Origin of the sequence: Sphingomonas daechungensis (assembly GCF_014489495.1) — a bacterium.
Classification (GTDB): domain Bacteria; phylum Pseudomonadota; class Alphaproteobacteria; order Sphingomonadales; family Sphingomonadaceae; genus Sphingomicrobium; species Sphingomicrobium daechungense.
In genome coordinates this window covers 726595-750380 of sequence record NZ_CP060780.1, presented here as the reverse complement: position 1 = coordinate 750380, position 23786 = coordinate 726595, and the positions used below count along the sequence as shown (strand labels likewise).

Annotated in this window: 25 protein-coding genes and 3 pseudogenes; 5 read left to right on the top strand and 23 right to left on the bottom strand. The window is 63.3% G+C overall.

Going from position 1 to position 23786, the window contains the following annotated elements:
- Nucleotides 1–2 precede the first annotated feature (2 nt).
- Together H9L15_RS03935 and H9L15_RS16950 are read right to left on the bottom strand one after the other, a co-directional pair.
- Entirely contained in the window at nucleotides 3–1445 is a 1443-nt protein-coding gene (locus H9L15_RS03935; RefSeq protein ID WP_187715231.1) for a UdgX family uracil-DNA binding protein, read from the bottom strand.
- Nucleotides 1446–1521: 76 nt separating this feature from the next.
- Entirely contained in the window at nucleotides 1522–1695 is a 174-nt protein-coding gene (locus H9L15_RS16950; protein WP_223276483.1) for a hypothetical protein, read from the bottom strand.
- Nucleotides 1696–1794: 99 nt separating this feature from the next.
- Here H9L15_RS16950 and H9L15_RS03930 point away from each other — a divergent pair, with 99 nt between their 5' ends.
- Nucleotides 1795–2244 (top strand): fatty acid desaturase family protein, encoded by a 450-nt coding sequence (locus H9L15_RS03930; RefSeq protein WP_223276482.1) that lies wholly within the window; start codon nucleotides 1795–1797, stop codon nucleotides 2242–2244.
- A 7-nt stretch (nucleotides 2245–2251) separates the two neighbouring features.
- Here the strand turns inward: H9L15_RS03930 and H9L15_RS03925 are convergent, their stop codons facing one another.
- Nucleotides 2252–3496 (bottom strand): putative DNA modification/repair radical SAM protein, encoded by a 1245-nt coding sequence (locus H9L15_RS03925; protein ID WP_187715230.1) that lies wholly within the window; start codon nucleotides 3494–3496, stop codon nucleotides 2252–2254.
- 82 nt (nucleotides 3497–3578) lie between these two features.
- Here H9L15_RS03925 and H9L15_RS20140 point away from each other — a divergent pair, with 82 nt between their 5' ends.
- Complete coding sequence (locus H9L15_RS20140; protein ID WP_398286892.1) at nucleotides 3579–4130, top strand: pyridoxamine 5'-phosphate oxidase family protein; 552 nt, start codon at nucleotides 3579–3581, stop codon at nucleotides 4128–4130.
- 390 nt (nucleotides 4131–4520) lie between these two features.
- Here the strand turns inward: H9L15_RS20140 and H9L15_RS20135 are convergent.
- The 3 genes and pseudogenes from H9L15_RS20135 to H9L15_RS19365 all read right to left on the bottom strand — a co-directional run.
- Nucleotides 4521–4844 (bottom strand): annotated as a pseudogene (locus H9L15_RS20135) (DUF1206 domain-containing protein); the annotation flags it as partial.
- 110 nt (nucleotides 4845–4954) lie between these two features.
- Nucleotides 4955–5614, bottom strand: coding sequence for an MFS transporter (locus H9L15_RS19370; RefSeq protein ID WP_317617580.1), 660 nt, complete (start codon nucleotides 5612–5614; stop codon nucleotides 4955–4957).
- Nucleotides 5611–6342 carry an oligopeptide:H+ symporter gene (locus H9L15_RS19365; RefSeq protein ID WP_317617579.1) on the bottom strand — a complete coding sequence of 244 codons (732 nt, stop codon included), beginning with the start codon at nucleotides 6340–6342 and terminating at the stop codon, nucleotides 5611–5613. Before H9L15_RS19365 ends, H9L15_RS19370 begins: the two co-directional genes overlap by 4 nt.
- 229 nt (nucleotides 6343–6571) lie before the next feature.
- On the opposite strand from H9L15_RS19365, the gene H9L15_RS03910 reads away from it, so the two are divergent.
- Together H9L15_RS03910 and H9L15_RS18570 are read left to right on the top strand one after the other, a co-directional pair.
- Nucleotides 6572–8020 carry a DUF885 domain-containing protein gene (locus H9L15_RS03910; protein ID WP_262984907.1) on the top strand — a complete coding sequence of 483 codons (1449 nt, stop codon included), beginning with the start codon at nucleotides 6572–6574 and terminating at the stop codon, nucleotides 8018–8020.
- Complete coding sequence (locus tag H9L15_RS18570; RefSeq protein ID WP_262984906.1) at nucleotides 7920–8237, top strand: DUF885 domain-containing protein; 318 nt, start codon at nucleotides 7920–7922, stop codon at nucleotides 8235–8237. Before H9L15_RS03910 ends, H9L15_RS18570 begins: the two co-directional genes overlap by 101 nt.
- A 3-nt stretch (nucleotides 8238–8240) precedes the next feature.
- Here H9L15_RS18570 and H9L15_RS03905 read toward each other — a convergent pair whose 3' ends face one another.
- From H9L15_RS03905 to H9L15_RS03865, 9 genes and pseudogenes are all read right to left on the bottom strand, one after another.
- Nucleotides 8241–8657, bottom strand: coding sequence for a hypothetical protein (locus tag H9L15_RS03905; protein ID WP_187715228.1), 417 nt, complete (start codon nucleotides 8655–8657; stop codon nucleotides 8241–8243).
- A gap of 46 nt (nucleotides 8658–8703) precedes the next feature.
- Nucleotides 8704–9195, bottom strand: coding sequence for a demethoxyubiquinone hydroxylase family protein (locus H9L15_RS03900; protein ID WP_187715227.1), 492 nt, complete (start codon nucleotides 9193–9195; stop codon nucleotides 8704–8706).
- Between the two features lie 41 nt (nucleotides 9196–9236).
- Complete coding sequence (locus tag H9L15_RS03895) at nucleotides 9237–9746, bottom strand: disulfide bond formation protein B (protein WP_223276481.1); 510 nt, start codon at nucleotides 9744–9746, stop codon at nucleotides 9237–9239.
- Nucleotides 9747–11084 (bottom strand): S41 family peptidase, encoded by a 1338-nt coding sequence (locus H9L15_RS03890; RefSeq protein WP_398286890.1) that lies wholly within the window; start codon nucleotides 11082–11084, stop codon nucleotides 9747–9749. It lies immediately after the preceding gene.
- Nucleotides 11085–11132: 48 nt separating this feature from the next.
- Complete coding sequence (locus H9L15_RS03885) at nucleotides 11133–12158, bottom strand: murein hydrolase activator EnvC family protein (protein WP_187715225.1); 1026 nt, start codon at nucleotides 12156–12158, stop codon at nucleotides 11133–11135.
- Between the two features lie 140 nt (nucleotides 12159–12298).
- Nucleotides 12299–12718, bottom strand: a complete 420-nt coding sequence (locus H9L15_RS03880; RefSeq protein WP_187715224.1) for a 23S rRNA (pseudouridine(1915)-N(3))-methyltransferase RlmH — start codon at nucleotides 12716–12718, stop codon at nucleotides 12299–12301.
- Nucleotides 12719–13573, bottom strand: a complete 855-nt coding sequence (locus tag H9L15_RS03875) for a serine hydrolase (RefSeq protein WP_187715223.1) — start codon at nucleotides 13571–13573, stop codon at nucleotides 12719–12721.
- A gap of 8 nt (nucleotides 13574–13581) precedes the next feature.
- Nucleotides 13582–13979, bottom strand: a pseudogene (gene rsfS, locus H9L15_RS03870) (ribosome silencing factor).
- 24 nt (nucleotides 13980–14003) lie between these two features.
- A pseudogene (locus H9L15_RS03865) lies at nucleotides 14004–14620 on the bottom strand (nicotinate-nucleotide adenylyltransferase).
- A gap of 58 nt (nucleotides 14621–14678) precedes the next feature.
- Here H9L15_RS03865 and H9L15_RS03860 point away from each other — a divergent pair.
- Nucleotides 14679–15716 carry a DUF3667 domain-containing protein gene (locus tag H9L15_RS03860; RefSeq protein WP_187715222.1) on the top strand — a complete coding sequence of 346 codons (1038 nt, stop codon included), beginning with the start codon at nucleotides 14679–14681 and terminating at the stop codon, nucleotides 15714–15716.
- On the opposite strand, the gene H9L15_RS03855 is transcribed toward H9L15_RS03860, so the two are convergent.
- The 8 genes from H9L15_RS03855 to H9L15_RS03820 form a co-directional block, all read right to left on the bottom strand.
- Nucleotides 15713–16090: a hypothetical protein gene (locus tag H9L15_RS03855; RefSeq protein ID WP_187715221.1), complete on the bottom strand. Its 378-nt coding sequence runs from the start codon at nucleotides 16088–16090 to the stop codon at nucleotides 15713–15715. The two genes, H9L15_RS03860 and H9L15_RS03855, sit on opposite strands and share 4 nt — an antisense overlap.
- The gene (gene ftsH, locus H9L15_RS03850; protein WP_187715220.1) at nucleotides 16087–18033 is read right to left on the bottom strand and encodes an ATP-dependent zinc metalloprotease FtsH; all 1947 of its coding nucleotides are present in this window, start codon (nucleotides 18031–18033) and stop codon (nucleotides 16087–16089) included. Before ftsH ends, H9L15_RS03855 begins: the two co-directional genes overlap by 4 nt.
- Before the next feature lie 108 nt (nucleotides 18034–18141).
- The gene (locus H9L15_RS03845) at nucleotides 18142–18396 is read right to left on the bottom strand and encodes a PilZ domain-containing protein (protein WP_187715219.1); all 255 of its coding nucleotides are present in this window, start codon (nucleotides 18394–18396) and stop codon (nucleotides 18142–18144) included.
- A gap of 107 nt (nucleotides 18397–18503) precedes the next feature.
- Nucleotides 18504–19145, bottom strand: coding sequence for a response regulator (locus H9L15_RS03840; protein WP_187715218.1), 642 nt, complete (start codon nucleotides 19143–19145; stop codon nucleotides 18504–18506).
- The gene (locus H9L15_RS03835; RefSeq protein WP_187715217.1) at nucleotides 19145–20740 is read right to left on the bottom strand and encodes a sensor histidine kinase; all 1596 of its coding nucleotides are present in this window, start codon (nucleotides 20738–20740) and stop codon (nucleotides 19145–19147) included. Before H9L15_RS03835 ends, H9L15_RS03840 begins: the two co-directional genes overlap by 1 nt.
- 318 nt (nucleotides 20741–21058) lie before the next feature.
- Nucleotides 21059–22033 (bottom strand): tRNA lysidine(34) synthetase TilS, encoded by a 975-nt coding sequence (gene tilS, locus H9L15_RS03830; protein WP_187715216.1) that lies wholly within the window; start codon nucleotides 22031–22033, stop codon nucleotides 21059–21061.
- A gap of 19 nt (nucleotides 22034–22052) precedes the next feature.
- On the bottom strand, nucleotides 22053–22850 hold the full coding sequence (locus H9L15_RS03825) for a tetratricopeptide repeat protein (protein ID WP_187715215.1): 798 nt from the start codon (nucleotides 22848–22850) through the stop codon (nucleotides 22053–22055).
- 84 nt (nucleotides 22851–22934) lie between these two features.
- A complete protein-coding gene (locus H9L15_RS03820; RefSeq protein ID WP_187715214.1) occupies nucleotides 22935–23768 on the bottom strand; it encodes a helix-turn-helix domain-containing protein in 834 nt (277 codons plus the stop codon).
- Nucleotides 23769–23786 lie beyond the last annotated feature (18 nt).

Here is a 23786-nt window from a genome sequence, read left to right as displayed (position 1 = left end):
TCTCAGGCGGCAACCTTTTCCGCGCGGTCGCGGATGCGTTTTAGGTCGTCGACGAACTTCTGGCGTTCCTCGACTCGGCGTTCGGGCTCGGGGATGCGGAGGAGGAAGCTGGGGTGCACCGTCACCCAGCATTCGCCGCCCTCGGCAAGCGGGATCGGTGAGCCGCGCACCTTGCTGATGGTCACGACCTTGTCGAGGATCGAGCGGGCGGCGGTCGCGCCCAGAGCCACTGTGACGGGCGGACGGATCAAGGTTCGCTCCTGGTCGATCCACCAGCGGCAGGCCTCGATTTCCCCGGCGTTTGGCTTCGAGTGGATGCGCTTCTTGCCGCGCTGCTCGAACTTGAAGTGCTTCACTGCATTGGTGACATAGACCTCCGAACGCACGATTCCGGCCTTCTCGAGCGCTTCGTCGAAGACCTGTCCGGCGGGACCGACGAAGGGACGGCCGGCGAGGTCCTCTTGGTCGCCCGGCTGCTCGCCGACGAACATGATGGTCGCATCGAGCGGGCCTTCGCCGAACACCGTTTGCGTGCCGTGCTTGTAAAGGTCGCAGCGCGTGCAGCCGCGCGCTTCCTTCATCAGCGCTTCCCATGAGGCGCGGAGGTTGCTGCCCGGCTCGATCCGGCGTTCTGCCTCGAGGGCCTCCTGAAGCCCTGACTTTGCCGCGGCCCGGTCGATCATCTCCAACTCCCGCATGCGTGCGCTCGCAATCAGTGGCTGAACGAGCGAGGTTTCCGGCATGTTGCGCCAATATTTCTTCGGCATCTCCTTCAGCATGGCGCCGATCTTGAGCCGCGCGGGATTGAAGATGGACGCGTAATAGGTCTTCCACATCGCCTCGAGCGGGTCGCCGCCGGGCGCCTCGGCACGCGTCGCCCCGGGACCCTCGCTAAGTTTGTCGCCATCCCAGTGGATTGATAGCTCCGGCGTCAGGATCGACCACCGCATGTTGGTGAAGCGGCGGACGAAGAAGGCGGCCGTATGGCGAACGATGTGGTGGTCGGGTTCGAAGAAGGCGACGAAGCGCTCGCTCCCGTCAGGCTGCGCAACCTCCCGGAAGCGCACGAAGGCATGCATCTTGTGAACGTCGCGGCGAACCTCCTTCGCCAGCTTTTGAAGCCGGTCGACCAACGGGTCGGCGCGATCTTCCATGGCTCCGCGGTTCGAGCGCAACTTCCAGAGCATCGCGTACAGCAAAGAGAAGCGCTCCGGGTCGGAATGGCAGATCACGCTCTTCGCGACATCGATGAACGACCTTGGCACCGGAAAGCTGGCGCCGGGTTCGTGACGCACTTCGGTCCCGAACAGGTCCCCGTCCGATCCGCTGACCTGCCAGACGACGGCCTCGGGCGGGACGCCGGATTCGGCAAGGTCCCTGGCGGCATCGCGCCACCCGTCGAAATCGTCTTCGGCCGCGAGTGTCACGCGGTGCGCATCGATCATCGGGCCTTCGCGCAACACTAGACTGCTATCCGAGCGCTGCGAGCCGTTATCGGGTTTCCTGAACCGTTCGAAGAGCTTATCGGCCTTGGAAGATGATGAAGCGCGCTCCCTGGCCGGTGATGGTCGCGATGCTGCTGAGCATAGCCTTGAACCTGTGGTTCGCGGGCGCGCCCTCGCTGAGCTGGTTCCCGGCGGCGCTGATTGCCTGGTATTTCGCCGATTTCGCGTCCGGCATCACCCACATGGTCATGGACTACAAGCCGTGCCGCCAGGGCATCGGGCTCGACCGCCTCTATTTCTTCGAGGGCTCTCGCGAGTCCGAGGACTATCTTGCCCTGCGTGGTCGCGTGTGGCGGGAGATGGGCCGTTCGAAAAGCTCGTCTACGACTTCAAGAACCACCATCCTCGGCCCGAAGCCCTTGGGCGCAGGCCGATGCTGGTGCAGATTGGATCGACGATCTGCTTCGCGTCGCTCCCGGCCTCGATCCTTCTCAACCTTGCCGCCTGGCTGCTTCTCCTGCCTGGCTGGCTGGTGTTCGGAAGCGTCATCCTCCTGGTCGGCGGAACATTCGCGCAATACTTTCACGGGACGCTGCATCGTGCCGACAATCCGCGGATCGTGGAATGGATGCGTTCGGCCGGCCTGCTGATGTCGCCTGACGCTCACCAGCTTCATCACGACACGCTGACCCGCGACTTCGCAACCAACAACGGATGGTCCAACCCATTGGTCAATCGCATCTTCGCGCTTGCGATCCGCAGGCGCTGGCTCACCGAAAGCGGCCTCACTCCACAATAGATTTGAGTCAGGCAGCGAAAAGCTCCAGCTGCTCCTGCTTCGGCGCCACCAGGCTCCTCAAATCGTTTCGATCGATCAGGAGGGTCGGTCGCCAGTCGATGGTCGTGATGAACGGCCGCACCTTCGCAACTGACAGGGTCAGCCGTCCGACATCGTCAAGCCGAAGCTTGCGCCACCGCCTCGACGACAGGATGCGATCGACTGCTTTCGTGCCCAGTCCGGGCACGCGCAAAAGCATTTCCCGTGGCGCGCGGTTTACGTCGACCGGGAAATTGTCGCGGAACTTGAGCGCCCAGGCGAGCTTCGGATCGATGTCGAGCGGCAGCATGCCGTCCGTCCCCGCGGCGTCGACAACTTCGGCCGGCTTGAACCCGTAGAAGCGCATCAGCCAATCGGACTGGTACAGGCGATGCTCCCGCATCAAGGGAGGGCGCATCAGGGGAAGGACCGCACTGGCGTCGGGGATCGGCGAGAATGCAGAATAATAGACGCGGCGGAGCTGGAAGCGGTCGTAGAGCGAGCTCGCCCGAACGATGATGTCGCCATCGCTTGCCGCATCCGCGCCGACGATCATCTGGGTCGACTGCCCGGCAGGCGCATATTTGGGCGCGGATTTGAACCTGCGCTTTGCGTCTCCAGCTTCCTCGATCGACCGGCGCGTGTCCTTCATCGCCGTTTCGATCTGACCGCTGTCCTTCTCAGGCGCGAGCCGCTGGAGCCCGCTTTCAGTCGGCAACTCGACGTTAATCGAAACACGGTCGGCGTGAAGTCCGGCTTGCCGGACAAGCTCAGGATCGGCGTCGGGAATGGTCTTCAGGTGGATGTAGCCGCGGAAATCATGATCTTCGCGCAAGCTTCTGGCGACCTCGACCAATTGCTCCATCGTGTAGTTCGACGAACGAATGATGCCGGAGGAGAGGAACAATCCCTCGATGTAATTGCGCTTGTAGAATTCCAGCGTGAGCCGGACGACCTCCTGCGCCGTGAACCGCGCACGCCTGACGTTCGAGCTCTTGCGATTGATGCAGTAGGCGCAGTCGAAAATGCAGCTGTTGGTCAGCAGGATCTTGAGTAGCGAGATGCAGCGGCCGTCGGGAGCGTATGCGTGGCAAATGCCCATGCCCTCGGTAGAGCCCACGCCCTTGCCGCCGCGGCTGTCGCGCTTGGACGTGCCTGATGAGGCGCAGGATGCATCGTACTTCGCCGCATCCGCGAGAATCGCGAGCTTCGACTGAAGGTCCAGCTGAGCCATTCGTTCTCAGTATGTTCCTTTCAAATTACTTTCAAGACAATAGCTTAGCGGGAGAAAAGGTCCGACCTGACCTTAAGGCCATATGGCGGAACGGCTTCCCCGATCCGGCCGTTTGCTGCCGGAGAAGGAGATCGAAGACATGGCTGACGACCGCGAGATTGAAGAGAAACTCTGGAAGGCGCTGGAAGACAGTCCCTTCATCATGCTCGGCATCGACGGCGCGCGCGAAGGCGCGACGCAGCCGATGACTGCACAGTTCGAGGACCAGGATCGCGACGCTGGAATCCTGTGGATTTTCACCGCCAAGGATCACGACCTGATCCGCGCCATGGGCCAATCCAACCAGGCGCTCGCGACCTACACCAGCAAAGGCCATGACCTGTTCGCCAGCCTGCGCGGCACCCTTCAGATCGACAACGATCGTGAGACGATCGACCGTCTGTGGAATCCGATCGTGGCCGAGTGGTACGAGGGCAAGGACGATCCCAAGATGGCCCTCCTCCGGTTCGACGTCGAGGATGCCAAGGTCTGGCTGAGCACAGTCCGCGGATTTCTCAAGCCGGCGCTGAACAAGCTGTTGGGCCGGAAGCCGGACGCTGGCGCCAAGGAAGACGTCGCGGAGTTGAGCCTTTAGCTTAGCCGCGAACCGCTTCGACCACCTTCTCGGCGACGTGATCCACCGGCGGCGGCCGGTGGATCCGTCGAAAGCGCGCCTCGACCAGGCTGAGAACCCGAAGACGATCAGGCCCGCGGCCACCGAGGCCCGGACGACCGGGTGCATGGCATCGAGCGCTTCCTCCAGGCCGCCGGCCTCGGCGGCGCGACGGTGAAGCGCGGCAAGGGCCAGCAGCCACGCGATGATGAGGAAAATGATCCCGCGTGCCGAATAGCCGACACGCCCGAGCCATTTGATCCAGACTTTCTGACGCTCGTCGCAGTCGAGAGCGCGCAGGAAGTCGCATTTCCGGACTTTGACGAATTGCGCGATTGCAGCGCCTAATAATATGGCGGAGGCAATCCACACGAAGACCTCGCCGCCGGGCAGGTGCAAGGCCGCCGACGCATGCTGTTGCGGCTCATGGTCCCCAATCCGCTGGGAAAGCAGGATCAGCACCGCCTTGTAGGACAGGAATCCGTAGATCACGCCGCTGGTGGCCGCCGCGATCCGCTTGCGGTGCGCTTTCGCATGGCGGCGACCGCTTTCGATCCCGAACGCCGCGTCCGTAAGGCGCCACAGGCCGTAGACGGCCAATCCGGCGGCGAGGACGACAAGCAACACCTTGCCGAGACCGTGTCCAAGATACTCCAACGCTCCCGTGAGGTCTTCGGTGCGGCCCGCCAGGATCACCAGCAACCCGATGACGATGTACAGGAACCCACGCCCGGCAAAGCCGAGCCGCGTCAGCAGTTGGAAGCGACTTTCGCCCGCGAGATCTTCAGGGAGCGCGTCGGCCGGGTTCACACGGCGGCCGGAGCAGCGACGTCCTGAAACTTCTTTCCGACGACCAGCTTGAAGATCACGAAGGCGACGAGGCCGAAGGCGGCGCTCGCGATGTGGATCAGCCAGAACGTCGTGGTGGGCAGCGACGAATAAAGGCCGCCAACCCAGCCGACGACGGCGTTCGCCATGAAGAAGGCCAGGTAATAGAGCCCGATGACCGTCGCTGTGATCTGCTTGGGCGAGATCTTGGAGAACAGCGCCAGACTGACCGGCAGGATATGCGCGAAGCCGATGCTGTTCAGAAGGTGGAACATGACCGGCCAGAACAGGCTGATCTTGCCGCCCTCCGGCTGCGTCAGTGCCGCCATGAACAGGCAGGCGCCGCCGGCGATGGTGAAGATGCTGCCGATGATCATCTTGCTGATCTCGTCCGGCTCCCGGCGGGTCGTTCCCCACCACTTCCAGAAGGCGGCTACCGCGACCAGCATCGAGAAGCTGAGCGCCGCGTCGAGCGTGATCAGCCAGCTGCTGGTATTGTTGAGAAGAGTCAGGTCGAAATGCTGGTCACCCCAGATGAGGTAAGCATTGAAGATCTCCTGATTGGTCAGGAGGGCGATTCCAAGCACCGGAATCAGGAAGACGAGATAGAGGACGTTGACCCAGTCGCTTCTCGTCATCGGGTCCTGCGCCACCCTGTCCGCCCCCGAAGGGGCTTGTTGTCGGGCGCGAGATACTTGCGGCCGGAGAGGTAGATGAAGAGGCCGAGGACCATCACCACGCCTGCGCATCCAAAGCCCCAGTGCCAGCCGACCTTCTGACCCAGCGTTCCGGACACCAGGGGCGCCGCGATGACGCTGACGTTGATGAAGATGTAGAAGATCTGGAATGCCATGGCTCGGCGAAGGTCGTTCGGGCCGTAGAGCGCCCCGACCTGGGTCGCGATATTGCCCTTGAAGGCGCCGACGCCGAGCAGCAGCGCCAGCAAGGCCAGCAGGAATGCGGGCTCGATCGCCATCAGGAAGTGGCCGATCGCCATCAGCACGCCGCCGATGATCAACGTGGTGTTGCGGCCAAGCAGCTTGTCGGCAATCAGGCCGCCCGCGATCGGCGTGAGATAGACGAGCGCTGTGTAGGTCCCGAAGATCGCGGAGGCGAGAACCTGGCCCTCGAGGCCCGGGTAGATATGCGTGTTCAGCCAATCGAGGCCGATCACGTTCTCCATGCGGCCCGGCACCAACAGGTAATTGACCATGTAGAGAACCAGCAGAGTCTGCATGGAGTAATAGGAGAAGCGCTCGCAGGCTTCGGTGAAGCCGAGGTAGCCGAGCCCCTTGGGATGGCCGAGGAAGCTTCGATCGGTCTGGTCGATATGCTCCAGGTCCGGCGTGGCGTCGGCTACGGTCATCGATGTTCTCCCCATTCGGCATTGCAGGGCTAAGCCGTGGCCGCCTCCAGCACAATCCGGGAGGGCCGCCGTCTGTCGAAACGCCTGTTGCGGCCGCGCGTGCCCTGGCTAGGGTTCGGGGAACAGGGAGACATCATATGCGCAATCTGACGCTCGCTCTCGCGACGGCTGCCTCAATCGCCATCTCCGCCCGGCGACCGCCGGTCCGACCGAAGATTTCCACAAGCTAATGGACGATTACTGGGCGGCGTACCTGAAGGACAATCCGCTCACTGCAAGCTCGGTCGGGGTGAAGACTTATGATCGCGAGCTTGCCGAGCTCAGCCTGGCGGAATTCGATCGGCAGGCGGCGGAAGCGGACGCATTTCTCAAGCGGCTGCGCGCAATTCCCTCGGCCTCGCTGAACGCGATGGACCAAAGCAATCGCGCCGTTCTGGAGCGGACTCTGGATGACCAGATCCGCTTCAACCGCTTCGGTCAGCGGCAGCTGCTCTACTCCTCGCTCGGCAGCTATCACGACTACATGGCGACCATGGGTGAGAATATCCCCATGCGCGACAAGGCGGATTACGAGAATTACCTTGCGCGCCTGACGCTCGTTCCTGCGCGGATGAAGGCGTACAGCGACATGAGCGTGAAGGCCGCCAACGAGGGCTATACGCAGGCGTGCGAGTGGATGCGGAAGCTGCCGGAGCAGACCCTCGCCTTTGTCCCGGCCGATCCCACGCAGTCGCCGTTTTACGGGCCGTTCGCGGGATCCCGCCCGCCCTCGATCTCGGCCGGAGATTGGGCAAACCTCCAGTCCCGCGCTCGGGAGCAGATCCAGGGACCGATCACCGCGTCCTACAAGTCCTTCGCTTCGATCGCGCAGAGCCAGTTGGTGCCGAAATGCCGGACGGTCGACAGCGTTGCCAGCCAGCCGGGCGGCAAGGATTATTACGCGGCGCTGGTTCGCCTGCACACGACGACCGACCTCACTCCTGATCAAATACACCAGATCGGCCTGCAGGAAGTTGCGCGCATTCGCGCGGAGATGGAGGCCGTGGCGAAGAAGGCCGGGTTCGCCAGCCGCGAGGCGATGATCGCCGACATGCGGACCAACCCGAAGTGGTACGTGACGACGCCCGAGGAATTGATGGAGAAGACGGCGATCGTCACCAAGACCATCGACGGCAAGATGACTGGCTATTTCTCACGCCTGCCGCGCTTGCCCTACGGCATCCGCCCGATGACCGCCGCGACTGCCCCGACCGACACGACTGCGCGCTACCAGCCGGGCAGTCCGGAGGGCGGCATTGCCGGCTTCTATCTCGTCAACACGACCAAGCTCGACCAGCGGCCGCTCTGGGAAATCCCGGTCCTGTCGGTGCACGAGGCCGTTCCCGGCCATCATATGCAGATCGCGATCCAGCAAGAACTGGACATGCCGCAGTGGCGCAAGGCGACGACGTTCTACACGGCGTTCGTTGAGGGCTGGGGCTCTATTCGGAGCGGCTGGGCACCGACATGGGCCTCTACGACACGCCGCAGAAGGACATGGGCGCCTCAGTTACCAGATGTGGCGCGCGACGCGGCTGGTGGTCGACACCGGTATCCACTCAATGGGCTGGGACAAGGCGAAGGCCGTTGCCTTCATGAAGGACAATACGGCCCTTACCGACGCCAACATCGATGCTGAGGTGAACCGTTACATCTCGGTGCCGGGCCAGGCGACGGCCTACATGATCGGCAAGCGCAAGATCGAGGATCTACGGGCGAGGGCCGAGAAGTCGCTGGGCGACAAGTTCGACATACGCCGCTTCCACGACGCTGTGCTCGGACAGGGCGCGGTGCCGCTGGATGCGCTGGAAAGGCAAATCGACGCGTGGATCGCCTCCGAAAAGGCGAGAGGCTGAGGATTATTTCGGCGCAGTACCGGCGCGGTAATCGTCGTCGCTTTCCTGGCGCGCCGAATTGATCATCTGGTCCAGGCAGCCGGTGTAGCCCGCCGGTCCGACCGGCGAGCAGCTCTGGATTCCCGTGCGGCCGACGCGCTCGAGCGACTTTGCCTTGTTCGCCCACGCCTGACGTTGCTGATAGCTGCCGCCCGGCCGATAAGCTTCGGGCATGCGGTAGCGGTAGGATTCCGGAACGCGGCTACAGACCACGACTTCGTCATCGGTCGAACGCGGGCATGGGTCGGTTCCAAAGACGATGATCTCCGAAATCCGCTGCTTTGAGTCCTGCGTGCTCGAGTCATTCTGCGCGGCGACCGGCGCCGAGGCGAAGCCGACAAACAGGGCAGCGGCTGCAAGAGGGGCTGCAAGCTTCGTCATAACAATCCTTCCAACAGTAAAGCGGCCGACTGCCGCTGCTGGTTCCTCAAATCCGTTTCGATAACCCAATTGCGACACGGCATGCCGCACGGATTCCGAACGTCAATAGCGGATAGCACGGAGCCGTGGCAGCGCCAGCCTCGCGGGCGACGTCGCGGTGCTCCAGTTCCTCCGCGCGAAATTCCGCGATATCGGCGGCAAGCTCCGGATCTGAATCGCCCAAATGCTCGAGCTGCGCCCCGTAATGGCGGTCGATCTCCGTTTCGACGGCTTCGGTGCAGGCCATGGCCGCCGAGGGAGAGATCAGGGCGGTGACCGCTCCTAGTGCATAACCAGCGACGTTCCAGGCCGGCTGCAACGCGGTTGGCCGGACTCGCCGCTCGGCCATCAGGGCATCGAACCGGTCGAGATGACGCTGCTCTTGCGCGGCCATGCGTGCGACCATCTTGGCCGCAGTCGAATTCCGACGGAGAACTGCGAGCTGCCCTGCATAGATGCGGGTCGCGCCATATTCGCCGGCTTGGTCGACGCGGATCATCGATTCCGCATCGGACCGGCGCTGTCCGGGCCGCCATGGTTTCATGCGCGGCGACCTCTTAGAGACGGGACGACGATCAGTGCGGCTCCGCCAAGCGACAGGATCGCATTCCAGCCGGCCATCGAGATTCCGAAGAGCGACCACTGGATTTGGTCGCAGCGGACCAGCGGCACCTTCATGATGTCCTCCAGGGTCAGTCCCTTGGTCGCCGTGCAGGTCGTGAATCCTTCGAAGATGCGCGCCTCGACGCCGGCGTGATAGACACCGATAGCCCCAGAGATCGCGATCGCCGCAGCTGCAAGCAGGACCAATGTCCGGGAACGCGGGGATGTCGCGGGCCCCGTGAACGACAGAGCTGCGAGCAGGATCGCCGCTCCGTGCGGCCACCGTTGCCAGTAGCACATCTCGCAGGGGTGAAGGCCGCCGATGTACTGCGAGCCCAGCGCCCCACCGAGCAGGCCGAGCGGCAGCAGCAAGGCGATCAGCCGCGCCGCGGCAGCGCTTCCGATTCCCAGCATGCCCCGATCGCGCGGAAGCGCCGCTTCGTTCATTTAAGACCGCTTCGAAGTGTCGGCAGACGCAACGTTGGTCGGCGCCCGCAGCCGTTTCAGCGTGCGGAGAGCGTAATCGAGCTGGAAGTCCGTGACTCCCTTCTTCTCGAGCTCAGCAGCCGTGAAGTTGAAGCGGGGGTCCTTCGACAGGTCGTCCTGCTCCAGCAGCTTCTCGTCGACGTTGGCCTGGCCCAGCAGGTGGCGGCGAAGGTCGGATTCCCGCACAACCTTGCGGTCCTTGAAGTCCGGATCGCTCAGCTGCGGCACGTTGATGTCCGGCTCGATCCCGCCGGCCTGAACCGAACGGCCAGACGGCGTGTAGTAGCGCGCCGTGGTCAGGCGGAGAGCCGCCTTGGGTCCCATGATCTGGACGGTCTGCACCGATCCTTTGCCGAAGCTCTTCTCGCCGAGGACGAGTGCGCGGTGGTGATCCTGAAGCGCGGCCGCGACGATCTCCGCCGCCGAAGCGCTGCCTGCATCGATCAGCACGACCACTGGGAGGCCGTGAGCCATGTCGCCCGGAGTGGCGTAATAACGCTCGATATCGTCCTTTTCGCGGCCCCGCTGCGACACGATCTCGCCCCGCTCGAGGAAGGCGTCGCTGACGTCGATCGCCTGGTCGAGCAGGCCGCCCGGGTTGGACCGGAGGTCGACCACGTATCCGAGCGGCTTGCCGCCGGTCGCCTTGTCGATCGCCAAGAGCGCTGCCTTGGTGGCATCGCCCGTGTTCCCGGCGAACGAATTGATGTTGATGATGCCGATGCCGTCCTTGATTTCCCACTTCACCGGCCGGAGCTCGATGCGTTCGCGAACCATGGAGATGTCGAACGGCTTGTCGCGGCCCGGGCGAACGATGGTCAGCTTCACCGACGAACCCGGCTGCCCCTTCATCTTCTCGACCGCCTCGTCGAGGGAGAGGCCGTAGAGAAGTTCGCCATTGATGTGTGTGATGTAGTCGCCTGACTTCAGACCGGCGCGCCAGGCAGGCGTGTCTTCCATCGGCGAAACGATCTTCACCGCACCGTCTTCGACGCCAACCGTGATTCCGAGGCCGCCGTAATTGCCGTCCGTCGTCGCCTTGAGGACGTCGAAGTCAGTCGCTTCTGCATAGGAGCTGTGGGGATCGAGCGCCGCGAGCATGCCGTCGATCGCGCCCTTGATCAGGGTATGGTCATCGACCTTGTCGACGTATTGCGCCTTCACTCGCTCGTAGACGCTCATGAACGTCTCAAGCTCCTGGTAATTGGCGGAGTCCGCGGCTGCGAGCGAGCTGGTCGTCACCGGCACTAGGGCAAGCGCCCCGACGAGAGCGAGCGGCGGAAGCAATTTGGTAGTCAGCTTCATGATCTGCGTGTCCCGGGTTTCGGTCTACACCCTAACTCTGTTTCAGGCCCTTTGACAGGTTCTGAGATGAACCTGCGATGAGAGCAGGCGACACATGCCGCCCATTGCGGACAGTTCCACGCTTATTCGACCAATGGCGCGGCCAAGCGGCTGTCCGATCTGCACTTTTTGTCCCGACTTGAGCGGTGACGCGACGTTCAGCAGAAGGCTCATCCAGCCGTTGCCATGATCGATGATGATGACCGCATCGTAGCTGCGGAATGGGCCCGAAAAGCGGATCGTTCCTGCGGCGGGTGCGATGACCTCGGCACCGCTGCCCGTTGCCAGCGTGAGGCCGCGGGAGCGGACCCCATTCGGCGCGATGGCACTCAGGCCTTCGACGACGGGCGCGGTGGACGGCAGGATATAGGCGAAACCTTCAGCCGGCGACCTTGTCGTCCCCGGTCGGGCGGGCGGTGCCGGCAACCGCGACATCTCGGACGCGATCTGCTGGGCCTGCTGTCCACGCCGGGCTTCGCCGACGAGGTCGGCGGCTTCCTCGCCGCGTGCCAAAGCCACGTCGCCTGCACCTAGCGCTTCTCCGCCGCGCTCCTGTGCGATGCGGACGGCCTTGCCTTCGAGCTCGGCGAACTCCTGCTTGCGCATCGCGAGGGCGTTGCGGCTGTTGACGAGGTCGGATCGGGCTTGCTCGGCTTCAAGTTGCAGCTTTCGCCCGCGGTCGAGTTCTGCGCGCAGGGATGCCGTTCGCGCCTGGATGACAGGCAGGGTGGCGTCCAGAAGCAGCCTCACCTTCACAAATTCCTGCGTCGACCCCCGGTCGAGCACGGCCAGCAACGGCGGCCGCTCCGCCATCACTGCGAGCCCGCCCAGCAGCGAAGTCACCGGTGCTGCCTCGCGCTGCAGTCGCTCTCGCCGGAGCTGGATCTGGGCAGAGATCGCCCGTGCATTGGCATCAGCCGCGCTGATCCGGGCTTCGGCGGCGGCGATGGCTTCTGCGGCCGCGGCCCTCTGCGCACCGATGCGTTCGGCCTCGCTTTTCGCCTCGTCGGCGGCCTTTTGCAGCTTCACGACGCGAGCTTCCGCGAGCTTGGCCTCGGCGATCGCACGCTGCGCAGTCAGTGCGATCGGCTCGGGGCGGGGCGGACAGGCTCGCTCGCCGCAAGCAGGGCGAGAAGAGGAACGGCGAAGGCGAAACGCGCGTGCACCAGTCAACCTTCGCGATGATAGGGATGGTTCGCAAGGATGGATGTCGCCCGGAACAGCTGCTCGGCGAGCATGGCCCTTACGAGCAGGTGCGGCCAGGTCGCCGCTCCGAACGACAGCAGCATGTCCGCGGATTGACGTTCCTCGTGAGAATGGCCGTCCGCGGCCCCAATCACAAAGCGCACTTCGCGAGTGCCGCGATCGCGCCATTGCTCGAGCAGTTTTGCAAGCTCGGACGAGGAAAGCACGCGGCCTTTCTCATCGAGTAGCACTGTCATCGATCCCGCCGCGGTCACTGGAAGAGTGGCCCGCTCGCCAAGCTCGGTAAGTTTCGTCGTCCAGCTGATGCGCTTCAGGTAGCGCTCGACGAGTTCCGCCTCGGGTGATCGGCCGATTTTCCCACGCGCGATGACGTGGAGCAGCACCTAGTTGCGCGCGGCGCCCGAATACGCCGTGCCGTAGGTCGGCCAGGTGAACAGCTTGGTGAAGCCGTCGTAGATGGCGCGCGCGGCCTCTGCGATCGTCTTCGGCCGGTCGGTGCCGCCACGGGCGAACATGGCCACCGCGACGCGATGGCCGTTCGACAGTGTGATGTAGCCGACGTCGCTGGTGTAGCCGTTGAGCGTTCCGGTCTTATGCTCGACCTTGGTTCCCCACGGAAGAAGCCCACGAATGCGGTTCTTGCCAGTCTCGCAACGGCCCATCAGATCCATCAGATAGGATCGGCTCTCCGGTTTCAGGACATTGCCCCGGTCCAACCGTCGAAGGAGGTCGACCATGGCCAGCGGCGTTGCGGAATCGCGATAGTCCCACAGGTCGCGCTTGTCGGAGAGCAGGCGGGCGATCGTTCGGTCGACGCGGAAATCGTTGAGGCCGTGAAACTTCACCCAGGCCTGGATCGCAGAAGGCCCTCCGAGGTCGCGGATCAGCATGTCCGTCGCGCGATTGTCGCTGTGGATCAGCATCCGCTCCATCAGGCTGGCCGCGGAGGTTCCGGAAATCCTGTCATAGAGCGAGCGTTGGCCGTGATCGACCTGGCTGAGGTAGGCGGCGGCGACGGCGACCTTGACCGTGCTGGCCATCGGGAAGGCCGTGTGGCCGTTGATTTCGACGGTCTCGCCCGTCGTCAGGTCAAGCGCGGCAACGCCGACATCACTGGTTTGCGATCCGACAAGCAGTTTCAGCTGCTGCTCAAGCGTCAGCAGGCCCGGCGAAGACGCCGCATTGGCAGGCTGAAGCGCGAAGGCCAGCAGCCCCAGGAAAACAGCAATCAAACGCATAAAGCCCTCTACCCGTGAGCAGCTGTACTCCTTTCGGCATCATCGCCGAAAGCCCACATACGTTCTAAATTGTAAAAACTTCTAACCTCGGGCGGAAAAGATGCACGATCACATCGTCCGCGTCGATCAGAACCCAGTCCGCGGTGGGCAGTCCCTCAATCCGCGCAATCCTCCCGAATTGCTCCTTGATCCGGTCCGCAAGCTTATGCGCCATCGATGCAACCTGCCGGGTCGAGCGGCCCGACGCGATCACCATGTGATCGGCAATGTTCGATTTTCCAGCGAGCGGGATGGTCACGACCTCGACGGCCTGATCGTCATCCAGCGATTTGAGGACGAGGGCGTGGAGGTCTTCGACGTCGAGTTCGGGACGGCCGGTAGCGGTCTCAGTGGGACTGTCGGGCAAGTGCTCTCCTGATCAAAGTTGGCATTACGAAACGTTTGGAACCCCCGTGGGGTCCGGATACCGTTCATGCCAGTTGGGATCGTGCGCGCGGAGGCCGGTAGCGGAGGTTGGGTCGGGCGTCAGGCGAAGGAAAATAATCGCCGGTGCACTCCAATCCGTCCAGTTCCGTGCCTGGCTGGAAGGTCGGACAAACCGTCTCAGCCAGCCCATCGCGCGAGCCGCGTGGACCTGACGATCATAACCGGGCGGCGAATCACCGCAATCGGCAGCGATTCCGCGAGCTTGCGCCAGTGCTTCCACTGATGAAATTCGGCCACAGTGTCGCCGCCCATCAGCCAGATAAACTGGGTGCTGGGAAAGGTCCTTCGGAGCTTCCGAACCGTGTCGATCGTAAAACGCGTGCCCGCGCGCCGCTCGAAATCGCTGACCTTGATGCGCGATCGCCGGGCCATGTCCCTGGCCGACGCGAAGCGGTCTTCGAAGGACGCCATGTCCTTGCGGCCGGCCTTGAGCGGGTTTCCCGGGGACACCAGCCACCAGACCTCATCCAGCCCGAGCGCGTCCATGGCCGCCAGGCTGATACGTCGATGACCGACGTGCGCCGGATTGAACGAGCCGCCGAGAAGTCCAATCCGCTTCATTGAACGGCAGCTAGCATGAGCGCCGAAGCGCGCATAATGTTGGGGAGGGGAACGTTGCATGTCGGATCTGGAAGCCATCGGCGATGCTGCGACCGGCGCAGTACTTGGAGGCGCGGTTGAGCCGCGCTCCGGCGCGAGTAGCGGCCACACGCATGAGAAGAATTGCCTGAACTGCGGCGCGCAGCTGGTCGGCGAGTATTGCCATGCCTGCGGGCAGAAGTCGCATGTGCACCGCACCTTGCACGCCTTCTGGCACGACCTGCTTCACGGTGTGCTCCATTTCGAGGGCAAGGTCTGGCACACGCTGCCGATGCTCGCCTGGCGCCCTGGCGAGCTCACGCGGCGCTACATCGACGGCGAGCGCGCCAAGTTCGTCTCGCCCATGGCGCTATTCCTGTTCTCGGTTTTCCTGATGTTTGCCGTTGCGAGCTTCAGCGGTGACTTGTCGCCAAGGATCAGCCCGGATGCACCGGCAGAACTGCAGAAGAGCATCTCGTCGAACGAGCGGCAGATCGCCGACCTTCAGCGACAGCGCGACGCTGCCGTACGCGCCAATCGGCCGACTGCTCCGTACGACGCGAAGATTGCCGATCTGCAGCAAGACCTGGCGGTCATGCGGGGCGTCCAGCAGGGCGAGATCGGGCGGATAGCAAAGACGCGCATCGATGCACCGGACTGGCTGAGCAAACCGCTGGAGAAGGCGGTCAAGAATCCCGATCTCATGTTCTACAAGCTCAAGACGAATGCCTACAAATTCAGCTGGATGCTGATTCCGCTGTCCGTGCCATTCCTGTGGCTGTTATTCCCGTTCAGCCGCCGCTTCCGCCTCTACGATCACACCGTGTTCGTGACCTATTCGCTGAGCTTCATGACCTTGCTGGTGGTGACCGCGATGCTGATCGGGCTGGCGGGACTGCCGCAGGTCGCCGGCTTCGCAATGCTGGTCCCGCCGTTCCACATTTATCGCCAGCTCAAAGGTACTTACGGTCTGTCCGGCAGGAGCGCGCTGGTCCGCACGATCTTGTTGGTCACGTTCTCAATCGTTGCGCTCACCCTGTTTTTTCTCGCGCTCTTCGCGCTCGGCCTGTTCGATTAGCGGCCGCAGGGATATTTTCGCTCGAGCACGGTCCTCAGCACGTCCTTGGTCGTCGTGACACGGCGTCTCTCTGCCGGGACGGCCTTCAGAGCGGCGAGATATTCGTTGGGGCTGACACGCGGCTTGTCCGCTACGGGCGGGCAAAAGGCCGTCGGCCGCCCCGCCGCTTTCAACTCGGCATATTCCGTCTTGAGCTCTTCCCCGTCAGCCTCGACCAGGTGCTTGAGCCGATAAAATTCCGGCGAGAAGAACGCGAACGGGCCCAATCGCTGGACCTTGTGAACCCTGACGAGAAAGCTTTCGACATCCGTCGCCAGCGCCGGTGAGGCGCTGACGAGGATGATGGCTGCCGCGAGGAAGCGGCGAAGGCTCAAGCGCCGGCGGTCGCCGGTCCGCCAATGCCTTTCGGTGGGCGCTTCGCCTTCGGAATCGAGGAGCCGGCTGCCGGAATGGCGGGACCCTTCGGCCCACCGCGGTCGATGGCTCCGCCGTCCAGCACGATCTTGATCTCGTCACCCGACAGCGTCTCATATTCGAGAAGCGCCTTTGCCAGTGTCTCAAGCTGCTCGTGCTGCTCGGTCAGGACCGTCTTGGCGCGCTCGTACCCCTGCTCGACGATGCGGCGGATTTCCTTGTCGATGGCCTGCGCGGTCTCGTTCGACATGTTCTTCTGCCGGTTGACCGAATAGCCGAGGAAGACCTCCTCGTCGGCTTCCGCGTACTGCAGCGGGCCGAGCGCGTCGGACATGCCCCAACGGGTGACCATGTCGCGGGCGAGGCCCGTCGCGTAGCTGATGTCCGACGACGCGCCGGAGCTGACCTTGTCGTATCCAAAGATCAGTTCCTCGGCGACGCGGCCGCCCATGGCGACCGACAGGTTCGCGTACATCTTGTCGCGGTGGTAGCTGTAGTTGTCGCGTTCCGGCAGGCGCATCACCATGCCCAGCGCACGGCCGCGCGGGATGATCGTCGCCTTGTGGATCGGGTCCGAAGCCGGCTCATGAAGCGCGACGATGGCGTGGCCGGCCTCATGATAGGCGGTCATGCGCTTTTCGTCCTCGGTCATGACCATCGAGCGGCGCTCGGTGCCCATCATGACCTTGTCCTTGGCTTCTTCGAACTCGAGCGCGGCGACCAGGCGCTTGCCCTTGCGGGCCGCGAGGAGTGCAGCCTCGTTGACGAGATTGGCGAGGTCGGCGCCCGAGAAGCCCGGCGTGCCACGTGCAATGACGCGCGCGTCGACATCCGGCGCCAGCGGGACCTTCTTCATGTGAACGGCAAGGATCTGCTCGCGGCCGTCGATGTCGGGGCGCGGCACGACGACCTGGCGGTCGAAACGGCCGGGGCGGAGAAGCGCCGGGTCGAGCACGTCCGGCCGGTTGGTCGCGGCGATGATGATGATGCCTTCGTTGGCTTCGAAGCCGTCCATCTCGACCAGCAGCTGGTTGAGGGTCTGCTCGCGCTCATCATTGCCGTTGCCGAGGCCGGCGCCGCGATGGCGGCCGACCGCGTCGATTTCGTCGATAAAGACGATGCACGGGGCCGACTTCTTGGCCTGGTCGAACATGTCGCGGACGCGGCTGGCGCCAACGCCGACGAACATCTCAACGAAGTCCGAACCCGAGATGGTAAAGAAGGGAACGCCCGCTTCACCCGCGATGGCGCGGGCGAGAAGCGTCTTGCCGGTGCCGGGCGAGCCGACCAGTAGCGCGCCTTTCGGGATCTTGCCGCCGAGGCGAGCGAAGCGGCCCGGGTCTTTCAAGAACTCGACGATCTCCTGAAGCTCCTCGCGGGCTTCATCGATGCCGGCAACGTCGGCGAACGTTACGCGGCCCTGCTTCTCGGTCAGCATGCGGGCGCGGCTCTTGCCAAAGCCCATCGCTCCGGAGCCGGCGTTCTTCTGCATCTGACGCATCACGAAGAAGGCGATGCCGATCATTAGCATGAAGGGCAGGGACTGCAGCAGCAGGTACTGCCAGATGCTCGATTGTTCGGCTTCCTTGGCCTGAACCTGAACGCCGGCCTTGATCAAGCGATCGGTGACTTGGGCGTCCTTGGGCGCGGTCGTCCGGAATTCCTGACCGGAATTGAGCTTGCCGGTGATGACCTGGTTGCCGCTGGTCGTGGCCGAGGTCGTCACCGCCTGGACGTTGGACTCGTCGACCTGCTTGATGAATTCCGAGTAAGGAATGGCTTCGCCGGTAGCGGCCTTCGAGCCGCCGCCGATCAGTTGCACGAAAACGACGAGCCCGAAGAGGATGCCAACCCAGATGAGGAGGCTCTTTGCCCAGGGATTCGTCGGCTTTTTCTCGTTCATTCTAATCTCTCTCGACGGCGCGAATGCCGGTTAGCGACTGCAAGATAGGCGCTAGAACCTTAATGACAATGATATCACAGGCGTTTGGTGCCGTCAGCGGGATCGCGTTCAGTCCCGCCTGAGGAAGAGGGCGCCGACCCGCCCCGCGCAGGCCCAGCGAACTTCGGCCAAGAGATCGCCGAGAACCTCGTGTCGAATGGTGATGACCTCACCGGTCTCGAACGGAACATCGGAGCGGAACTGGCAGCCATCGCGCGAGATGTCGGTAAGGTGGATGTCGTGGCGCTGATTGTCGGCCCGGCGCGCTATCGCGTCGAGGTTCACGTGGCGTCGAAGCTCTCGGGAGACATCCTTCAGTTCCATCGTCGCAAGCAGCCCTGTGCAACTCCTATGTTGCACGCATATGTCACTGATTTTTGCAGTGATATGAACGGCGTCGCTGGCATTCGTCCCATTGCGGGACAGGTGGGTCAGCGCCGATCGGTCAGGAAACTCCCTGCGAGGAACTCGTCCGCGCGGATCGCAAGCTCAGTTCGGCTGGTGACGCCTAGCTTCTCGAACACTGCATGGAGATAGACCTTTATCGTCCCTTCGGTCACGCCAAGCTGCTCGGCGATCTCGCGGTTGCGGAGACCCTTGCGGACGAGATTGATCAATTGACGCTCACGGGGCGAGAGAGCCGGTCCCTCACGATCACCGAGCGTGTCGGCCAGCTCCTTGGCGCGGCCGGATAACTCTGGATCAAACCATCGGCGTCCCTTGCTGACGTGGTCGAGGCATTCGAGAAGGAATGCAGGGTCCGAGTTTTTCAGGACCATGCCCTGAACCCGTAGCGACTTGGCTTCCAGCAGCGAAGCGTCATCAATCGCGGCCGTTAGCAGGACGACGCGGACTTTGCTGCCGTTCATCTTGAGGCGGCGCAAGACGTCCATGCCGGTCCCCCCCGGCATTTGCAGGTCGAGCAGAAGGATGTCCGGGTTGAGCTCATCGAGCTTTTGCAATGCCTGCTCACCCGTCGATGCCATTCCGGCGATTTCAAAAGGCGAGTTGCGGAGCAGGGCTTCGATGGCCGTGCTGATCATCGGGTGATCGTCGGCGAGCAGGATGCGCATCAGTGAATTCTTCCCGAGATCGGTAGCGAGACCGAGATTCGTGTGACTCCCATCCCTCGCGTCAGCTCGAGCGCTCCGCCAGCCAACTTGACTCGCTCGCTGAGCGACCGTGGCATCCCGCCTGTCAGCTGGGTCTTGGGATAACGCGAGCCATCGTTAATGAAATCGAGCTTGAGCTGGTCGGTGTCGGACTGGAGCCGGATCGTCACGCTCTTGGCGCCGGCGTGACGGACGGCGTTGGCGACGGCTTCCCGCACGAGGTGCTGCGCATCGAGGTGGAGACGGCTGGGCACCATCATGTCTGTGGTCTGAGCCGAGAACTCACACAGCACGTTCCACTGTTCCGCGAGGCGCTCGGCCAGGCTCCGAAGGTCCTTGGCAAGCTCGTCGAGTCCGATCTGGGGAGCGCTTCGCAACGCTGCGATGAAGGAGCGAAGCTCGCCCTGCTCGTGCAGCATCAGCTGCTTGAGATAGTTGAGCTCGGGCTCAAGGTCGCGGCCGGACGCGAGGTCGCGCTTCAGCGCCTCTAGCCGGAACGCCGCGCCGGCGAGGAACTGGACGACGCTGTCGTGAAGGTCGCGCGCAAGTCCAAGCCGGGATCGCGCCTCGGCACTTTCCTCCACCGCGATGATGAGAGCGTGACGTTCGATCTGGCCGACCACGTCCAGAGCGATCTGCCGGCCGAGGTCGATATGATCCGTGGACAGGTTTGGCATGCCTTCGAGGAAGACTTCGCCTTCGCCGCCACCGGTGCGGAACGGGATGGCGATGCCCTCCTCCAAGCCGAGTTCGGCAGCGGCCTTCCCGTTGATTAACTCGTCTGCCTTGAAGGGACACAGGTTCCGGCGGTCGTCACGCGCCAGCGCCCGGTTCTTGGGATTGTTGTAGAGGAACGGGCCGGCTCCAAAGCCCATCAGTGCATCGGCATTCGTCCGCACTACCGTCATCCCCCCGTTGCGGGCGACAAAGGCGTTCGCGGCTTTGCGGCCGTGCGCCCGCCAGATCAGCACGCCCGATGAGGCATTCAGGCCCTCCATTGCCGCCCGCAGGCTGGTCTCGAGAGGCGATTCATCCAGCGCGGATTCAGACGAAATGGGTTCTGAGCGCGAATAAAGGCCAGATCGCCACTGATTCACGCCGAACCAAATGAGGATCATCGACAGGATGATCAGGTGCCCGGTGCGATCGACGAAGTCTTCGAAATGGGCCGGCCCTGTCGATCGGAACACCAGCATTCCGACCATGTAGAAGAGCCCGATCAGCAGGACGGACGTGAGTGAGGTGGCTCTCAACCCCCAGCGGATCGCGGATGCGCCGACAATGAAAATGAAGAGCGTGAAGTAAGGACTGTCAAAGCCCTGCGTCGAATAGACGAGAAGAGCGAAGGCGATGATGTCGACCGCGTGCGCTGGCCCGGCCAGTCGCGCCTCAAGCCACCAGTCATCCCAGGTAACCACCATGACGATGAGCGCGAAGATCGAGTAGGCGCCGAGCACGGCGAAGGTCATCGACGCCGGATCGAGAGCGGGGCTGGTGTCGATCCAAAGATAAAAGACGAGCAGCGCCGCCAGCATGTAGCGGCCGATCGCGATCACGCGTCCGGATGGTAGTCTGAGCCCCCGTCTCACTCGGCGGTGATATCGCACATGATACACGGCGCACAGTGGTCCATGGCATCGGTCGTCAAATCGGGACACACGGTCGCGCCTAACTTTTGATAGCTAGGTTGGCTGCGGCCGGGAGTATCCTGCGCGGCGGGGGTCAAACCCTTCCTTCGGTAATAGCCGTCAGCCGTTCGGGGAGGCGCGGCTAAGGTGTGGGGCCTGCCGACGGTGACGTCGTTCGACGATGCAGCCATCGACAGGCCCCACATCTGCCTTTCAGCACATCAGGAAATTGGAGCTTTGCTCAGACTAGCTGGGAGGGCATCGAGGCTTCGCGGGCGTAAAGATCCATGTAGGTCCACCGCTGCACCGAACGCCTCGTAGTGTCGCAGTCCCACTTGAGCGCAGCGTGTCGATTACGTGTTGGATTTCGCGGCTCCGAAGGTCGTTCGGGCAGCCCTCGGTGCCAAGCGTGGCAATCGCCCGTGACAACACGCGGCGAACGATTTCTGCTGGCGCGCCGGACGGCGTGTAGCTGACGCGATCGTCGCCAACTGTAACCTTCTCCTCCCATTCACGGTCTGTCGCCCAAGTGATCGCTTCGTCTGCGAAGCCGAGGTGCGAAGCGCTCCGGGCGAGTGACTCAGGATCGAGCCATGAAGAGTCCGAGATGGCCTTACGGATGCGCACTCTTTCATACCGCTCATCGTCGTTGCTGGGATCGGCTGCGGGTTTCACCCCGGCTTCTGCGCAAACATCTTCGAGCTCGCAGCGGCGCCATTCGAGCAATGGGCGGACGAGCTTCAGATCAGCCGCTCCAGTGAGCGGACTTCGCGCTCGCATTCCCGCGAGACCCTTCACTCCCGAACCCCTGTTGAAGCGCATCAGCAGCGTTTCGGCCTGATCGTCCAGATGGTGCGCGGTCATCAGGACCGGGACGCCCCGGCCTCGCATCCAGCTCGCAAGAGCGGCGTAACGGGCTTTGCGAGCGCTTTCCTGCACCGCGCTAGTCGGCGGGCGCTCCCAGGCGATCGGCAAAATCGCGTGCGGAATTCCAAGCCGGGCGCATTCGGCCGCAACGATTTCCGCTTCGGCACGGCTTTCCGTTCTCAGGCCGTGATCCACCGTCGCCGCCAAGATTTCGCCGGGCCTTGCGGCAGCAGCGAGCAGCAGGAGCGCCATGCTATCCGGCCCGCCCGAAACGGCGATGCCGACGCGGGTCCCGGGTTCAATCAGCCGATCAAGGTCGGATCGAAATCGATCGATGAACGCGGCGGGAGCCATATGTGGTCCCCTGGCGAATTCACGAGCACTTCGCTTCCGCCTTCGCGGGAGGAAGCAGTTTCTTCAGGTCCGCCCGGACGCCGTCACCGTACACCGCCTCCAGTTCCGCATAGGCCTTGCAGGCCTGGCTCGGCTGGTTGAGCTTCATCAGCGATTGCCCGAGGTAATAGAGGCTGTCAGCGGCGCGCTCGCCTTTCGGGTTCCTGCGATAGTTGGCCAGCAGGGCCTCGGCCGCGGCGCGTGGCTCGCCCTTGTCCAGCATGGCCCGTCCGGCGAGATTGTTCGCCCAGCTCGTCCGGCGATGGTTTGGGTAGGCCGAGCTGAAGGCGCGAAGCGCTCCGATAGCCTCGTCATACTTGCCCGCCTTCCATAGCTGGTAGCCGGCATCATAGGCTTCCTCGGCGGGGTCAGTCGCATCCTCGGAGGACGTTGCCGTTTGAGACGGCTTCGGACCAGGCGAGCTGCTGACAGGAGCCGGCTTCGGCTTCTCGGCCGCTGGCTCCGTGCTCGCCACGGACGGCAACCCGGCCGCCAGTCGGGATTCCAGTGCGGCGATCCGGCTGGCGCTGGCTTCGCGTTCCGACTTCAGCGTCGCTTCCAGTTCACTGATCCGCCGGCCGTTCTCCTCTTCCGCGCGCAGTAGATCGGCGATCTGGCGTTCGAGCGCGACGATACGATTGTCGAGGTTGATGACCGAGGCCTGCGTCGCGACGGGTTGGGCTTGCGGCATTGGCTGCTGCACTTGCGCCAGAACCGGCACCGCGCTCGTCGTCATCAAAGCCGCGACCGCCGCAAAACGGATTGTCTTGGTGTTCATTGTCCCTCCCCGAAGGGAAAACCTATTCCGATGAGTGCACTAAGCCAAGGATAGATATGGAACCTGCACTCGAAAATGAGGCTCTTACCCGGCGGTGTTCTGAACTGCCGGTGGCGCACTTGGCGCAGGCACGGTTGTTACTGCGGCAGCGGGCGCTCGCATCAGGTCGACCGGCTTCAGGCTGACGTTCGATGCAACTTTTCCGGCAGGCCCTATTGGCGGTGCAATTGCAGTCCCAACATTGACGCGCAAGGCTTCCGGAGCGCCCGCACGCAGCAGTGGGGCCGAGGCAGTTTGCGGGACGGAATAGGTCTGACCGGCGGGGAGCACGCCTTCGAACAAGGTCTTGCCCTGGTCGGTCACACGGATCCACGCGGGCTCAACTGCCGTCAACGTGACCGGCCCCTCTGCCGTTTGAGCCGGCGCGGGTGCCGTAGTTGCTGCTGGCTCCGTCCGCGCGGGCGCCGTGGCCGTTTCCTGCGGGGCTGGGGCTGCGGGCTGGTCGGGCGACAGGGCCCGGTTATTGAGCCAAGTCATGACCACCACGACCAGAATGATTGCCCCGATCGCCGAGAGAACCAGCCACTTGGGCATTGCACGCGCAGGATCGGCCGGTTCGAAGACCTCGGTCTTCGCGGCGTCGTAACGGACGCCGCCCATCTCATCGCGAAGGTCGTCGCCGATTTCCGTCCTGTCGAGGCCGACCGCGCTGGCATAGCTTTTGGCAAACCCGATCGTGTAGGTCGGCGCCGGCAGCGCACTCCACTCCCCGGCTTCCAGGTTTTGCAGGTGACGAAGAGGGATTCGAGTTTGCTCGGCAATATCTTCGAGCGACAGCTTCTTCGCCTCGCGGGCGGCCCGAAGGCGATCGCCTACGGACGGCTGTGCGTGTACAAAATCGTCTTCGCTTTCGGCCATTCGCCTCAACCCTACCCG